At 63.3% G+C, this 14,246-nt stretch carries 14 protein-coding genes; 7 read left to right on the forward strand and 7 right to left on the reverse strand.

Features of this window, described 5'->3' with window-relative positions; all coding sequences use genetic code 11:
• Positions 1–243: 243 nt before the first annotated feature.
• From Q4G50_RS13070 to Q4G50_RS13090, 5 genes are read right to left on the reverse strand one after another with little or no spacing between them, the layout of a single operon-like run.
• On the reverse strand, positions 244–1,128 hold the full coding sequence (locus tag Q4G50_RS13070) for an arsenic resistance protein (RefSeq protein WP_303378090.1): 885 nt from the start codon (positions 1,126–1,128) through the stop codon (positions 244–246).
• Positions 1,129–1,884 (reverse strand): ABC transporter ATP-binding protein, encoded by a 756-nt coding sequence (locus Q4G50_RS13075; RefSeq protein ID WP_303378091.1) that lies wholly within the window; start codon positions 1,882–1,884, stop codon positions 1,129–1,131. It lies immediately after the preceding gene.
• A complete protein-coding gene (locus Q4G50_RS13080; protein WP_303378092.1) occupies positions 1,881–3,029 on the reverse strand; it encodes an iron chelate uptake ABC transporter family permease subunit in 1,149 nt (382 codons plus the stop codon). The genes Q4G50_RS13075 and Q4G50_RS13080 overlap by 4 nt, the downstream gene beginning before the upstream one ends.
• Positions 3,022–4,008, reverse strand: a complete 987-nt coding sequence (locus tag Q4G50_RS13085) for an ABC transporter permease (protein WP_303378093.1) — start codon at positions 4,006–4,008, stop codon at positions 3,022–3,024. The genes Q4G50_RS13080 and Q4G50_RS13085 overlap by 8 nt, the downstream gene beginning before the upstream one ends.
• A 35-nt stretch (positions 4,009–4,043) precedes the next feature.
• Positions 4,044–5,054 (reverse strand): siderophore ABC transporter substrate-binding protein, encoded by a 1,011-nt coding sequence (locus Q4G50_RS13090; protein WP_303378094.1) that lies wholly within the window; start codon positions 5,052–5,054, stop codon positions 4,044–4,046.
• A gap of 321 nt (positions 5,055–5,375) precedes the next feature.
• Here Q4G50_RS13090 and Q4G50_RS13095 point away from each other — a divergent pair, with 321 nt between their 5' ends.
• From Q4G50_RS13095 to Q4G50_RS13120, 6 genes are all read left to right on the forward strand, one after another.
• Complete coding sequence (locus Q4G50_RS13095; RefSeq protein WP_303378095.1) at positions 5,376–6,989, forward strand: hypothetical protein; 1,614 nt, start codon at positions 5,376–5,378, stop codon at positions 6,987–6,989.
• A 157-nt stretch (positions 6,990–7,146) separates the two neighbouring features.
• On the forward strand, positions 7,147–8,328 hold the full coding sequence (locus tag Q4G50_RS13100; protein ID WP_303378096.1) for an ABC transporter ATP-binding protein: 1,182 nt from the start codon (positions 7,147–7,149) through the stop codon (positions 8,326–8,328).
• On the forward strand, positions 8,325–9,587 hold the full coding sequence (locus Q4G50_RS13105; protein WP_303378097.1) for an extracellular solute-binding protein: 1,263 nt from the start codon (positions 8,325–8,327) through the stop codon (positions 9,585–9,587). The genes Q4G50_RS13100 and Q4G50_RS13105 overlap by 4 nt, the downstream gene beginning before the upstream one ends.
• Complete coding sequence (locus Q4G50_RS13110; RefSeq protein WP_303378098.1) at positions 9,584–11,134, forward strand: ABC transporter permease subunit; 1,551 nt, start codon at positions 9,584–9,586, stop codon at positions 11,132–11,134. Before Q4G50_RS13105 ends, Q4G50_RS13110 begins: the two co-directional genes overlap by 4 nt.
• Positions 11,134–12,030 (forward strand): sugar ABC transporter permease, encoded by an 897-nt coding sequence (locus tag Q4G50_RS13115; RefSeq protein WP_303378099.1) that lies wholly within the window; start codon positions 11,134–11,136, stop codon positions 12,028–12,030. The genes Q4G50_RS13110 and Q4G50_RS13115 overlap by 1 nt, the downstream gene beginning before the upstream one ends.
• Before the next feature lie 264 nt (positions 12,031–12,294).
• Complete coding sequence (locus Q4G50_RS13120; RefSeq protein WP_303378100.1) at positions 12,295–12,753, forward strand: cytidine deaminase; 459 nt, start codon at positions 12,295–12,297, stop codon at positions 12,751–12,753.
• Between the two features lie 78 nt (positions 12,754–12,831).
• Here the strand turns inward: Q4G50_RS13120 and Q4G50_RS13125 are convergent, their stop codons facing one another.
• On the reverse strand, positions 12,832–13,089 hold the full coding sequence (locus Q4G50_RS13125) for a Txe/YoeB family addiction module toxin (protein WP_303378101.1): 258 nt from the start codon (positions 13,087–13,089) through the stop codon (positions 12,832–12,834).
• Positions 13,086–13,331 (reverse strand): type II toxin-antitoxin system Phd/YefM family antitoxin, encoded by a 246-nt coding sequence (locus Q4G50_RS13130; protein WP_303378102.1) that lies wholly within the window; start codon positions 13,329–13,331, stop codon positions 13,086–13,088. The genes Q4G50_RS13125 and Q4G50_RS13130 overlap by 4 nt, the downstream gene beginning before the upstream one ends.
• Before the next feature lie 199 nt (positions 13,332–13,530).
• Here Q4G50_RS13130 and Q4G50_RS13135 point away from each other — a divergent pair, with 199 nt between their 5' ends.
• Positions 13,531–13,878 (forward strand): hypothetical protein, encoded by a 348-nt coding sequence (locus Q4G50_RS13135; RefSeq protein ID WP_303378103.1) that lies wholly within the window; start codon positions 13,531–13,533, stop codon positions 13,876–13,878.
• Positions 13,879–14,246 lie beyond the last annotated feature (368 nt).

Consider the following 14,246-nt stretch of genomic DNA (forward strand, 5'->3'; position numbering starts at 1 on the left):
CACAAACAAAAGTACATTGGCACACTATTGAGTTCTCACACAACAACCGCACACTCTTCCCCGTCCCACCAGGTGGGATCCGGCTCTCAAGCGGCTTTATTGAACTTACACTATCGGACTGACTGTGTCAAATCCAGGCTGTGAAGTTCTTTTTTCGTTTCCGTCCCGGCTACCTCGCGGTAACCGTTCTTGGCAACGAGAAGAACTATACGAACTTTGCTTCACAGAAAGCAAATCACCATGTCAAGCCGCATTCTGGCGCACCACAAAGGGCACGGACCAGACCATCGCAACCATCACGACTAGCTCCACCAGTGTCTGGGTGACCACCACGACTGGAGCGATCGCCCCGGGCATGGCCATGGCGAAGGGAAGCACCACGAGCGAGTTGCGGGTAACACCGCTGAAGGTGGCGGAGACGCGGGCGGGCGTCGAGAGGTGGGCGCCGCCGGCAATTGCCCAGCCGAGAACAAGCATGACGGCCGCGAATAGGACGTAGACAGCTACCGGTGGAAGAAGAAGTTGCCATTCCTGTAGGGCGTCGGCCGAGTATCCGGCCATGACGACAAAGAGCGTGGCCATCATGAGCGGCGTCATAGCCCTCTCACCGGCCTGCGCCCAGAAGTCGGCCCAGCGGCTGCGCTGGGCCAGCGTCGCCAACGCCAGGGGCACGACAATAAGCAGCAGGAAGGCCTCAAGAAATGGGCCGGGTGTCATCACGCCAGAGGATCCCAGGAATAACCCCAGGTAGAGCGGCAGGAGAAGCATCTGACCGAGGAGCAGGAAGGGCGTTGCTGCCAGCAGCTGCTCACGTGCTCCCCCGGCCAATCCGCTGAAGGCGATGACGTAGTCGATGCACGGTGCCAGCAGTACAAGGAGAACCGCGGCGTAAACCACCCCGTCATCACGCAACGGCCAGGTAATCACACCCACGACCAGTGGAACGACAAGGAAGTTCAACAAGGCGAGGACGGCGAGGAGGCGGGCGTCGATACGCAGCCTTCGCAACGGGATCGATAGGAACGTGACAAATAGCAACGCCCCGAGAACCGGTGTGGTGAACGACCGGGCTACGGGGACGTCGATAAGAAGCCCGGCGATGACTGCCAGGAACAGCCAGACAATCATCTAGTGGTACACGGCAATGAGACCGTGCGGACCGTCAAGCACCTGGACCGGGGTGTTGAAGATGTCGGTGAGGATGTCATCGCGCATGACTTCCTCCGGCGACCCGAACTCGACGATCTTGCCGGCCTTGACCGCGCAGATGTAGTCGGCGTAGCGGGCCGCGAAGTTGATGTCATGCAGCACGACGATGATGGTGCGACCGAACTCCTGGGCGGCGGACTGCAGGTGCTTCATCATCTCCACGGAGTGGGCGATGTCGAGGTTGTTGAGGGGCTCGTCGAGAAGCACGTAGTCCGTCTCCTGACACAGGACCATCGCCACATACGCGCGCTGGCGCTGACCGCCGGAAAGCTGATCGAGGTAACGGTCCTCCAGATCCGTGAGGTGGAGGAAGTCGATGTAGCGGGAGATGATCTCCTCATCCTCCGCGGTGAGACGACCGTGGGAGTACGGGAAGCGGCCGAAGCCGACGAGCTGGCGGACCGTGAGCTTGGTGATGAAGTGGTTCTCCTGACGCAGGATCGACAGGATCTTGGCCAGATCCTTCGACTTCGTCGTCGTGATGTCATACTGCGCGACCTTGATGTCACCCGAATCCATGCCGAGGAGGCGGCCGATCATCGTAAGCAGCGTCGACTTGCCGGCACCGTTCGGGCCGACGAGGGCGGTGATACCACCGGAGGGGATCTCCAGGTTCACCGGTCCGATGGCGACATCGCTGTTGTATTCCTTACGGACGTTGCTGAGAGTAATCACAGTCGACCCTTTCGGAGGATGACGTAGAGGAAGACAGAACCACCGACCAGCTCGATGATGATCGAGACGACACCTTGCGCGTAGAAGACGTGGTTCATGATGAAATACGCGCCGGTGAGCACAACGAAACCAATCGCCGCGGCCATCGGGAAGAGATAACGGTGATCGTAGGTGTCCGCGAACTGGTAGGCAAGGGTCGCCACCAGGAAACCGAGGAATGTCATCGGGCCCACAAGAGCGGTCGACACCGCCATGAGCACTGAGATGAGCACCAGCGTGGAAATGGCCAGCGCCTTGTAGTTCAGGCCCAGGTTGGTGGCGGTGTCACGGCCCAGGGCGATGACATTGAGCTTCCGCGAGTTGAAGTACAGCAGGGCCGTGGCCACCACGATGAGCGGGATGGCGATCGGGTAGTACTCCGGATCTGCGTTGTTGACGGAGCCAAACAGCCGCGCGGTGAGCACATCGAACTCACTCGGGGTGAGCATGCGCTGCATAAACGTCGACACCGACCCCAGGCCACCGCCGATGACGATGCCGACCAGCAACATCGCGTGCATATTGGAATGGCGCCCCGTGAGCAGCCAGGAGTAGAGGATGAGCGACAGTCCGATCATCAACGCCAACTGCACCAGGAACGTCTCCAGCGTGCGCGCCCCGATGAGGCCGGCGGCACCGAAGAAGTAGATCGTCGACGTGTGGATCGCCGTGTACAGGGACTCAAAGCCCATGATCGACGGCGTGATGATCCGGTTGTTGGTCACCGTCTGGAAAGCGACGGTGGCCACCGCCTGGCAGATAGCCACCAGGGCCATGGCGATGACAGCGTCGGCGCGGCGCTCGGCGATGAGCCAGAACGTCTCCGTCCCGAAAGGCATCGGGTTATTCCAGGCCAGCAGACCGAAGGCGAAGAGCAGGCCGGCGGTGACTGTGGTGCCCAGCGCGATCCAGTACTTCCGCGCCGCTGCTTTAGACTGAAAAGCACTGGCATAGCGCGCAGACTGCGGCTTGATCTTCAGCGGCGGCCAGGATTCCTCGACGCGCTCGTGGCGCTGCGCCAGCGGATCCTCCTCGTGGAGGTAGTTCTCGACGCCGTCCGCGGTGGACTCGTCGACCATGTTCTCGACGTAACGCTTCTTATCCACGGCGCTGCCTCACGATCAGGGTGACGAAGACGATGGCACCGATGATGCCCAGGATGACGGACACGGGGATCTCGAAGGGAGAGATAATGGTGCGTCCGATCAGATCACACACGGTGACAATGCCGATGCCCAGCAGCCCCACCCACGGCAGGTTGGAGCGTAGGTCATCACCGCGAAACATCGAGACGATATTCGGGACAATGAGGCCGAGGAAGGGCAGGCTGCCGACGACGACCGTCACCACGCCGGTGGCGATGGCGATCAGCCCGGTGCCGATGAGCACCATGCGGTTGTAGTTGAGACCGACGTTCGTGGCCACTTCCTCTCCCATACCGGCCACGGTGAGCCGGTCGGCGAAGAAGAAGATGGCCACCACGACCAGGACAACCACCCACAGGACCTCGTACTGGCCGCGCAGGATATCGGTGAAGGAGCCGGCGAACCACACACCGAGGCTCTGCAGCATGTCGGTCTGCAGGGCGAAGAAGGTAGAGATGGAGCTGACCACCGCGCCGAGCATGATGCCGATGATCGGCACGATGAGGCTGGAGCGCAGGGACACCCGGCGCAGGAAGAGGAAGAAGACCATCGTGCCGATGAATGCGAAGATCACGGCGCCGAGCATGCGGTCCATGATGGTGGCCGCCGGGATGAAAAAGGTCACCGTCAGCAGCCCCAGGCCCGCCCACTCGGTGGTGCCGGTGGTGGTGGGCTCGACGAAGCGGTTCTGCGTGAGCAGCTGCATGACCAGGCCGGACATGGCCATGGCGGCACCTGCCAGCACCAGGGCAATGGTGCGCGGGATGCGGGTGGCGGCGAACATCTCCCAACCGTCATCGGTGGTGAGGATGTCGTACTCCCCCACCGACAGCGATGCGGCGAGCAGGCCGAGGATCACGATGATGCCGAAGATGAGCTTCCAATCGAAAAGCTTTTTCCTCGTTCGCGCGTCCCGGCGTGCCGCCGCAGTCGTTGTCATAGGTTAGTTACCTTACCCTGCCCTAAGTTGCGTTCCTACTTGGCGGCTTCGAAAGCGTCAGCCAGGTCGTTGAGGATCTCGGTGTAGGTGATGATGGACTCGTTGGTGTAGGTGTCCTCCGGCGCGTAGACGACCTGCCCCTCCTTGATGGCGGTGACGTTCTTCAGCGGATCAGACTCCTCGATGACCTGGGCGGCGGCGATGTACTCGTCGGTGTTACGGGTGTTGGTGCCACCGTCGCGGTCGAGGACGAGGATCCAGTCCGGGTTGGCGGAGGCGATCGCCTCGACGGAGATGTCATCACCCTGGTGATCATCAGAGGCGTTGTCCACCTCGAGCGCCGGGGTCAGACCGAGCATCTCGAAGATGGGGCCGTAGGTGCGGCCGACCTTGGGGGCGATGTAGCCGATGGTGCCGCCGGAGACATTGACTGCCATGACGTTCTGCTCCGGATCGTAGGCAGCCTTGGCGCGCTCGAGGGCCTCGTCAAAGTCGGCGATGAGCTGCTCAGCCTCGGACTCCTTGCCGAAGATCTTGCCCAGCTCCTCGGCCTGGCGCTTGAGCTCGGAGTCGAGGGACTCCCCCTCGCGCGGCTCAAACTCGACGATGGCGGCATCCGGGGTCAGCTTGGTGATGGCATCGTAGTGCTGGGCGAAGCGCTGACCGTTGACAATGAGGTCCGGCTGCGCGGCAGCCAGGGCCTCGAGGTTGGGCTCGCGGTGGGTGCCCAGATCGATGATGTCGTCGTCGTTCTTGTAGTTCTCCACGCTGAACGGCACGAGCTGCTTCGGCGCGGCCACCAGGTCGATACCCCAGGCGTCGAGGATCTCGAAGGAGCGGTTGTCCGTGGCGGCGATCTTCTCCACGGGCAGGGCGATTTCCTGGGTGCCGTGGTTGTCCTCGACGGTGATCGTGGTGGAGTCAGCCGCGGCGGTGGCGGTCGTCTCGGTGCCGGTGGCCTCACCATCGGAAGCGTCAGAGCAGGCGCTGAGCACGAGGGCGGAGGCCGCGACGGCGGCGATCAGGGTGTGGCGGAAACGGGCCATGATGTTGTCTATGTCCTTGTTAGTTCGGTCAGGGGGCACCAGCGTCCTGGCGAGGGTCAGAGAACCCTAGGCGGGAACAGTACAAGGCGACCCTAAGTTAGGCAAGGCTACCTTGAACATGGTCCACGCCGGAGTGCGGCATCCCACCCTGAAACCCAAGGTCAAGGGCGAGTTAGCTGTGGCTCACCTTAGCGGGCACAAGTGGTTCATGACACATATTGGAAGCTTCGGAAACCTTCCTCACCAGCGTTCGAACCCGCTGACCTGCGGATTCGAACAATGCCCCCGGGCAATGTCCGGGGAGTGCCCTAACCTGCAGCCATGACCCCCGCCGAGCACCTCCTCTACGCCCTCCCCCTCCTTGGGGAGTCGTTCATGCTGGATGACGCCGCCGAAAAGATCCGCGTCCTGGACCCCTGTGGCTGGCCCGTGCCCGCCCACCGCGACAAACTCGCCTTCCAGTTGGAGGATCTGGTGCTGGCTGGCCGGCTCGACACCGACGGCACTTACTTCCAGCTCCCCGCCCATGAGCTGCTTACCCTGTCCGAACACGGGCTCCCCGAACACCCGATCTTTGAGGTCACCGACTGGACCGTGAACCTCCGCCAGGCACTGTCGCGCAGCGCCGCGGCACTGATTCTGCTGGCCCACCGCCTGCGCCGCAGCCTGCCGCAGAACTATCCCGCAGGCTCCGCCTTCGCCACGGCCGCCGGATACCTGCTCGATTCTCCCCGTTTCCGCGATGCCGTGGCCGGCCAGGCAGAACCGCTCGTCCCCGCCTTCCTGCTGGCTGCCGCCGCCCGCGAGGCCACCCACCCCATCCGCAGTGAGGGCGCAATCCCGGTGGGCCGCCTACTGGGCTGGGAAGTCACGACGCCGGAGCTCGATCCGGTTCGCCGGGCGCTGGCCACCGATAGCGAGGCGTTGCCGGAAGCCGAATACGCCGCACTGCTGGATGGTGCGAACCCGGGGCGGTGGATCGTCGATAAGCAAGAATTGGGCCGGGCTGAGCTCTACATCTACCCCGCAGTGGAGATCCGCACTCCGATCGTGCGGGCGCAATCACCGGTGCGTGCCCTGGGCCGTTCCTACCTCTACGCATTCGAAGCCACGCAGTTCGCGAGCACTCGCGCGGCGAGCGATCCCCTGCTGGCCGACTATGATCCGCAGGTCATCGGCGGTGGACTCATGGCCACCCGGCGCGACGCTGCCCCACTGTTTCGCACGCTGGGCATCGTGGTGGAAGACGCCACCCCGCCCTTGTCGCTGCGCACACGCCTGGAAATCGCCCGGACAGAAACGGAACTGGCCGACTATTTCGCCCCGGAGGAATCGCAGATCCTCGCCGCGGCGGTGACCCTGGGGACAGCGGTGGTGATCGAATACCGGGATGAGGTGGGCGTCGATACGCAACGGATGGTCACCAACCCCACCCTGGTGAACAAATCCCTGCTGCGTGGCTACTGCCACCTGCGCGGAGACGACCGCATGTTCCGGCTGGACCGGATCATGCGGATCGCGCAGGCTCGACTACTTGTTCTTGGCCATCAGCGCCAGGCCGATGGCCAGCATGAAGACGTCCTTGGACAGTGCCATGCCCTCCTGGGAGGGGCGGATGCCGTCGGCCTCGGTGTTCTCCGGGTTGCGGAAGTACATGGAGAGCAGGCCACCGGAGAAGGCGGTGAGGGCGGCGCCGGCCAGCTTGTTGGGCACGAAGGGGGCGAGCAGGGAGGCGCCGATGGCGGTTTCGGCGTAGCCGAGCCAGGTGCCGAACTTATCGGACGGCAGCTGGGCCAGGGCCGGGATGCCGGAGGCTGCGGCCTGCTGGACACCAGCGGAGTACTCGGCGGGCATGCCGATCTTGCCCACGCCGGAGTTGGTGATGAAGGCGCCGGTCACGCCGCGGAGGATGGCATCGGAAATGAAGGACATTGATTAACTCCCTAAGTTGTTGACGTATCTACAAGGTAGCGAAGTCTTAGCACCCCGTCAAGCCGGCCAGCATAGATCACACCTCACCCTTCCCATGGTCTGGCCACACATATAGACTCGGATTCATTGGTTCGCGCTTCCCACAGAGAAGGAACAACGAATGGCCACCATCACCCTGGACCACGTGGACAAGCTGTACCCCAACGGCTACCGCGCCATCACCGACGCCAACCTCGACATCCATGACGGCGAATTCGTCATCCTGGTCGGGCCATCGGGATGCGGCAAGTCCACCCTGCTCAACATGATCGCCGGACTGGAGGACATCACCGGCGGCGAACTACGTTTCGACGACCAGGTTGTCAACGATCTCTCCGCCCGCGACCGTGATATCGCCATGGTCTTCCAGTCCTACGCCCTCTACCCGCACATGACGGTCCGCGAGAACATCGAGTTCCCGCTCAAACTCTCCCGCATGCCCAAAAACGAGATCCAGGACAAGGTCGCGGAGGTCTCCGCCTCCCTCGGCCTCGACGAGTACCTCGACCGCAAACCCGCGCAACTGTCAGGCGGTCAGCGTCAGCGCGTGGCCATGGGCCGCGCCATCGTCCGCCGCCCGAAGGTCTTCCTCATGGACGAGCCCCTGTCCAACCTGGATGCGAAACTCCGCGTCCAGATGCGCGCGGAAATCGCCCGCCTGCAGAAGGACCTCGGCGTCACCACCGTCTACGTCACCCACGATCAGACCGAGGCCATGACCCTCGGCGATCGCGTCGTGGTCATGCGCAAGGGCATCATCCAGCAGGCAGGTTCCCCGGACGAGCTCTACGCCTCCCCCACCAATCTCTTCGTGGCCAGCTTCATCGGCTCGCCGTCGATGAACTTCATGCCCGGTCGCCTCCGCGGCAACGTTGTTTCCACCGGTTTCGGAGACATCCACCTCCCGGAGGTGCTTATCGACGCCGCCTCCCACACCACCTCCGAATCCGTCATCCTGGGCCTGCGCCCGGAGGCCTTCGAGGACGCCTACCTCGTCGCCCCGGAAAAGCGCGGGACCGGCATGAGCATCTCCGCCACCCTCAACCTCGTGGAGTCCACCGGCGCCGACCGCTTCGTCTACTTCTCCCCGCCGGAGAAGGAACAGCCCACCGAGGCCGCGCAGGAAGCCGCACGCGAGGCCGGCGTCGATGAGCTCGGCGGCGAACTCGTGGCCCGCCTGACCAACGCCACCCGCGTGGCCACCGGTGACACCATGGACCTGTGGTTCACGCCCGAGTCCCTCTACCTCTTCGACGGCGAGACCGGTGACGCACTGCGCACTGATGAGGTGACAGTCCAGTGACCTCCCTGACAATCTCCCGCCGCGGCTTCCTCGGCGCGGCCGGGCTGCTGCTGGCAGGCGGGGCGCTGTCCGCCTGCGGCTCCGGCGGCGGCCAGGCGGCCGGATCCGGAGCCCTGCTCGGCGGACCCCGCCCCCTGACCATCTGGGCCTCTCAGTACGAAGTTCCCGGCCTGGAGAAGGTCGCCGAGCGTTTCCAGGAGGACACGGGTGTGAGCATCCGCGTCATCCAGCGCAACTACAACGGCCAGATGCTCTCTGACTTCCTCACCCAGGTCCCCACCGGTGAGGGCCCGGACATCATCGTCGCCCCGCACGATGTGCTCGGCCAGGTGGTCAACAACGGTGCCGTCTCCCCGATCGACCTCATCGACCCGGAGGAGAACTTCGTCGACATCGCCCTGCAGGCCGTGACCTACGACGGCCGCTACTACGGCGTGCCCTTCATCATCGAAAACGTCGCCCTGCTGCGCAACAACGCGATGACCGACTACACCCCGGAGACCTTCGATGATCTGCTCGCCGAGGGCCATCGGCTCATGGACGAGGGAGTCGCCAGGTATCCCTTCACCACCAGCCAGTCCGAGGCTTCCGGCGACCCGTACCACCTCTACCCCATCCAGTCCTCCTTCGGCGCCGAGGTCTTCGAGCGTGACGCCGACGGCGCCTATACCGCCGAGCTGGGCATGGGTGGCGAGGAAGGCCGCGCCTTCGCCAACTACCTCGCCGAGCTGGGTACCAACCGCGACCTCATCGTCACGATGACCCCGGACATCTCCAAACAGGCCTTCATCGACGGCGAATCCCCCTATTTCATCGCCGGCCCCTGGAACCTGCCGGACATCCAGGCAGCAAACATGGACATTGAGGTTCTTTCCGTGCCCTCAGCCGGTGGGCAGCCTGCGATCCCGTTCGTCGGCGTGTCCTCCTTCATGATCAACGCCAACTCCTCCTCCCCGCTCGCAGCGAGAGACCTGGCGCTGAACTACCTGTCGCAGCCCGAGGTCCAGCTCGAGCTGTTTAACAACAACCAACGTCCCCCCGCCAACATCGAGGCGCTCGACAGCATGGGCGATCCCATACTCGCCGAGTACGCCCGCATCGCCCAGGAGGACGGCGCCCCCATGCCGTCCATCCCGCAGATGGGCGCGGTGTGGAACTTCTGGGGGACCACGCAAAACGGCATCGTCACCGGTGCCGGCAACCCGGAGCAGCTGTGGGGCAACATGATCACCAACATTGAGAGGGCGATTGAATCGTGACCACCGCACTCGAACCGCGGCGTCGCAAAGCGGGCGCCGGACTGGCGATCAAGCTGCTCATCATGGCAGCCATCAACGCCTTCGGCTTCTACGGCATCGCCGCCTCCTGGCTCGCCGGGCAGTGGGGCATGCTGGTCTTTCTCGTGGCCGCGCTCATCGGCGCGAACGTCATCTACTTCTGGAATGACCGCCGCACCCTGCCGTGGAAATACCTTTACCCGGCAGCGATCATGCTGCTCATTTTCCAGGTGTTCGTGGTGATCTACACCGCGGGCATCGCGTTCACCAACTACGGCGACGGCCACAACTCCACCAAGGGCGACGCCATCACCGCCATCGAGCTCAAGTACGACGAGCCCGTGCCCGGCGCGGAAACCCGCCCCGTCGCGGTGATCAGCGGCGAGGAGGGACTCGGCCTCGCCGTGCTTATCGACGACACCGAGGTCCTCGCCGCCACCACCGGCGAGGAGTTGGCGCCCGTCGAGGCCACCGTCGAGGACGGGCAGATCACCGAGGTCTCCGGCTACGAGGTCCTCTCCGCGGAAGACGCCATGGCCCGGCAGCAGGAGGTCCTCGACGTCCGCGTGCTCTCCCCGGACGAGGGGGATGTCGTGCGCACCAACGATGCGCGCACCGCCACCACCTACCTCTCGACGATGCGTTACGACGAGGCGCAGGACGCCATGATCGCCGCCGACGGCACCGTCTACACCCCGAACGACACCGGCAGCTTCGAATCGGAGGCAGGTGAAGAACTGCTCCCCGGTTGGCGCGTCAACGTCGGCCTGTCCAACTTCACGCAGGTCTTCGCCGACTCCACCTACGCGGGACCCTTCCTGAAGGTCACCGCCTGGACGTTCGTCTTCGCGTTCCTCTCCGTCGCACTGACCTTCTTCGCGGGCCTGCTCATGGCGCTGCTGTTCAACGACCCGAACATGAAGTTCCGCGGCTTCTACCGCGCGCTGGTCATCATGCCGTACGCCTTCCCCGCCTTCCTGTCGATCCTCATCTGGGCCGGACTGCTCAACACCGACTTCGGCTTCTTCAACCAGGTGCTCTTCGGCGGCGCGGACATCAACTGGCTCGGTGATCCCTGGCTGGCCCGCTTCTCCGCCGTCATGGTCAACCTGTGGCTGGGCTTCCCCTACATGTTCCTCGTCACCACTGGTGCGCTGCAGTCCATTCCCGACGACGTGTACAAGGCCGCCAAGATCGACGGCGCCGGGGCGTGGACCACCTTCCGGAAGATCACCCTGCCGCTGCTCATGGTCGCCGTCGGCCCGCTGCTGGTGGCCAGCTTCGCGATGAACTTCAACAACTTCAACGTGATCTACCTGCTCACCGGCGGCGGACCCCGCGACCTCGACTCCCCCACCGGCGTCGGCGCGACGGACATCCTCATCAGCTTCGTCTACAAGATCGCATTCGCCTCCGGTGAAAACCAGTACGGCGTCGCCTCCGCCATCTCCCTGATGATCTTCATCATGGTCGCGGTGGTCTCCGCCATCACGCTTGTCCGCTCCAATTCCCTGAAGGAGATCGACTGATGTCCACACAGGTCACTGACACCGACTTCCAGGTCAACCGCCGCTCTCCGTGGCTGCAGTTCAAACGGGGCGGCTGGCGCCACATCGTGGCGTGGATCATCATCGTCTACGCCCTGTTCCCCATCCTCTACGTGGTCTCCGCGTCCCTGTCCTCCGAGGGCACCCTGACCGGATCCAACCAGCTCTTCCAGTCGATCGGAGCGGAGAACTACCAGAACCTGCTCACCGATGAACAGCACCCCTACATGCGGTGGTTCATCAACTCGATGATCGTTTCCTCCGTGACGGCCATCGGCACCGTCCTCATGGGTGCCGCGGCAGCATTCGCATTCTCGCGCTACCGCTTCCAGGCCCGCCGCCCCGGATTGATCGCCCTGCTCATCGTGCAAATGTTCCCGCAGCTGCTCGCTTTCGTGGCGATCTTCCTGCTCATGTTCTCCATCAAATCCGTCTACCCCTGGCTGGGCCTCAACTCCCTGCCCGGGCTGATCCTCATCTACCTCGGAGGCTCCCTCGGCTCGAACACGTTCCTCATGTTCGGCTTCTTCAACACCGTGCCCACCGAGATCGACAAGGCCGCCGTCATCGACGGCGCCTCCCACGCCCAGGTGTACTGGCGCATCGTCCTGCCCCTGATCACCCCGTCCCTGGTGGTCGTCGGCATGCTCGCCTTCGTGGCCAGCTTCTCCGACTTCCTTATGGCGCAGATCGTCCTGCAGGACCCCCAGAAGTGGACCCTGGCCGTCGGCCTCTACCAGTTCGTCTCCGTCCAGTTCGGCGAGAACTGGGGCGTGTTCACCGCCGGCGCCGTCATCGCCGCCGCCCCCGTGGTGCTGCTGTTCATCATCCTGCAACGCTACATCGTCTCCGGCATCACTGGAGCCGTGAAGGGGTAGGGGTGTCTGCCGGTGGTGGACCCTGACCGTCCAAACGGACCTGACGTTAGGTTGGCATTTCCCCAGGAAAGACCGAAAACGGGAGTTTAACGTCAGGTCCATTTGGACACCCGGATGTGATCCACGGCGGAGAATAGGGCCGTGATCGCGGCACCGCCTTCGCAAAGCCGGGGATCCGGTGGCGGCGTAATTGCGAACCGCTTCCCGCGACCCGGGCCAGAAACCCAGGTCTTCGGCACTTCGACCCCTTGTAAAATAAGTAAGATGAACACTCCAGGCGACCTCCCACTGAGCCAGCTGCGTGATGAATGCCAGACCTTCATCGAATCCCGCTTTCCCGCCGATGAGGACTTCCCAGGCGCTGCGGCGATGCTGCTTGCCGACGGGACCGTGCTGATCGGGACCGCCCCCGAGGTCGCAAACGCTGGCGTTGAGTTGTGTCATGAGACCGAGCCCTTCTGCGCCGCCTACCGCTTAGGCCAGCGCATCGTGGCGTCAATCTGCCTGTCCCGGCACACTGACGGCCGGCATCTGGTGTTCAGCCCCTGTGGCATCTGCCGGGAACGTCTGGCGATCCACGGCCCGGAGGTCCTGGTCGGCGTCGCCAGCCCCGGCGATCCCACAACCCCGGCGTGGAAGAGACTCAAGGACGTGCACCTCGACTACTGGGTGACACCGCTCATGCAGGCCGAGGAGGCCGCGGGCTGGCTGCCATCGGCATAAGAGAAACGAGAGAATTGCCAGACCAGTGTCCTTAGTCCGCGCCTGGTGATGATCTCGACGCACTGACAACGACGCGTCTCAGCTGTAGTGGAAGCGGGCCTGGAGAATGACGAGGTCGTCCCCGTCCACGAGATAGACGAGCCTGTGTTCCTCACTGATTCGCCTGGACCACGTTCCCGAGAGCATGTGACGCAATGGTTCTGGCTTTCCGATCCCGGAGGTGAGGTCCCGGAGGGCGTCATCGATCAAGCGGTTGATGCGTTTGAGATTCTGGCGGTCGGCTGCGAGCCAGTAGGTGTAGTCATTCCATCCGTTGGGTGTGAAGACCAACCTCATCGCGTCAAATCACGCTCTATGCGTTCTCCCGAGCGGGCCTGTGCCAGGCTCTCCAGCAGGTGGCGGGCATTCGCCGGCACCCGAAGCAGGTGGGCCGTCTCCTCCAGTGCGTCGTAGTCCGCCCGCGACATGAGCACCGCATCGCCATTACGCGACGTGATCTCGACGGGGGTGCTGTCCTCATTGACCTGACGGATCAAGGGAAAGAGGTTTTTGCGAGCCTCCGTCGCCGTGACTGCCATAATTCCTCCTTAATTAACCGGTACAAGATCTGGTACCAGTATGCGCTGAGTTCCCCACCGAATCAAGCGATACGCCAGTTCCTACCCGCGACCCCGGACAACACGAAGCCCCTGCCAGCGAACTGTAGGTAGCGGCCACTTTCCCACCTCCCAATCGCTACTATGAGCCCAAAGGACCACACCCTGAGAGGAGCGCACCGTGAAGTACTACTCGACCGCCACAGAGTACGGAAACGGTTACATTGTGCGTGACCATGAGGATGGGCGAACAATGGAGCTGTTCTACGGCCCGTCCGCCGAAGAGGGAACCCCCGCACGTTGGGTACCGAACGCAGCGTTTCAGAACCGTGTACGTTCCGAACGTCCCGGAGAGTGGGACGCGTATGACGGGGACAACCCGGAGCACGCCGCATGGATAGAAGTGCTCATTGAAGCGAACGCCCGCCGAGAGCTAGAGATCGAGAAGGAAGTAGCCGAGCGCCGCGCCCGCCGCCGCTCCCGCAACCAACTCACAGGCACCAGCGCCAGCGATACACCAATCCCCTAGCCCACTAACCCCGCCCTCGCAAGACCGCAACGTTGACGCAACGCTGCCGATGCCTACTTGACCTTCAAAGGATGGGTCACCACTTCCGTGGATTTGACCATCCCGGCGCGGTCGTCGTTGCGGGTCGCCATGTGGGTACCTCCCTCGCCTGTACGGGAACGCCGCCATCCATTCCCGCAAACTTTCCCGTATCCAAGTCGTCTTGCTACTGTCTGGTACCCGTCTTTGCCACATGTCAACATGGCTCCTACCAGCGTGAATATGACAAAACCCCCGGTCATTCACGACCAGGGGTTTTGCCAGTAGTGGAGCTGCCGGGAATTGAACCCGGGTCCTCCGTCACCTCGCCAGGGCTTCTCCGTGCGCAG

Origin of the sequence: Corynebacterium sp. (assembly GCF_030538285.1) — a bacterium.
Classification (GTDB): Bacteria; Actinomycetota; Actinomycetes; order Mycobacteriales; family Mycobacteriaceae; genus Corynebacterium.

Excerpts from the sequence above, each read along its gene's own strand:
- Q4G50_RS13070 (WP_303378090.1), bottom strand. The coding sequence starts at position 1,128 with ATGATTGTCTGGCTGTTCCTGGCAGTCATCGCCGGGCTTCTTATCGAC.
- Q4G50_RS13085 (WP_303378093.1), bottom strand. The coding sequence starts at position 4,008 with ATGACAACGACTGCGGCGGCACGCCGGGACGCGCGAACGAGGAAAAAG.
- Q4G50_RS13090 (WP_303378094.1), bottom strand. The coding sequence starts at position 5,054 with ATGGCCCGTTTCCGCCACACCCTGATCGCCGCCGTCGCGGCCTCCGCC.
- Q4G50_RS13095 (WP_303378095.1), top strand. The coding sequence starts at position 5,376 with ATGACCCCCGCCGAGCACCTCCTCTACGCCCTCCCCCTCCTTGGGGAG.
- Q4G50_RS13100 (WP_303378096.1), top strand. The coding sequence starts at position 7,147 with ATGGCCACCATCACCCTGGACCACGTGGACAAGCTGTACCCCAACGGC.
- Q4G50_RS13115 (WP_303378099.1), top strand. The coding sequence starts at position 11,134 with ATGTCCACACAGGTCACTGACACCGACTTCCAGGTCAACCGCCGCTCT.
- Q4G50_RS13120 (WP_303378100.1), top strand. The coding sequence starts at position 12,295 with ATGAACACTCCAGGCGACCTCCCACTGAGCCAGCTGCGTGATGAATGC.
- Q4G50_RS13125 (WP_303378101.1), bottom strand. The coding sequence starts at position 13,089 with ATGAGGTTGGTCTTCACACCCAACGGATGGAATGACTACACCTACTGG.
- Q4G50_RS13130 (WP_303378102.1), bottom strand. The coding sequence starts at position 13,331 with ATGGCAGTCACGGCGACGGAGGCTCGCAAAAACCTCTTTCCCTTGATC.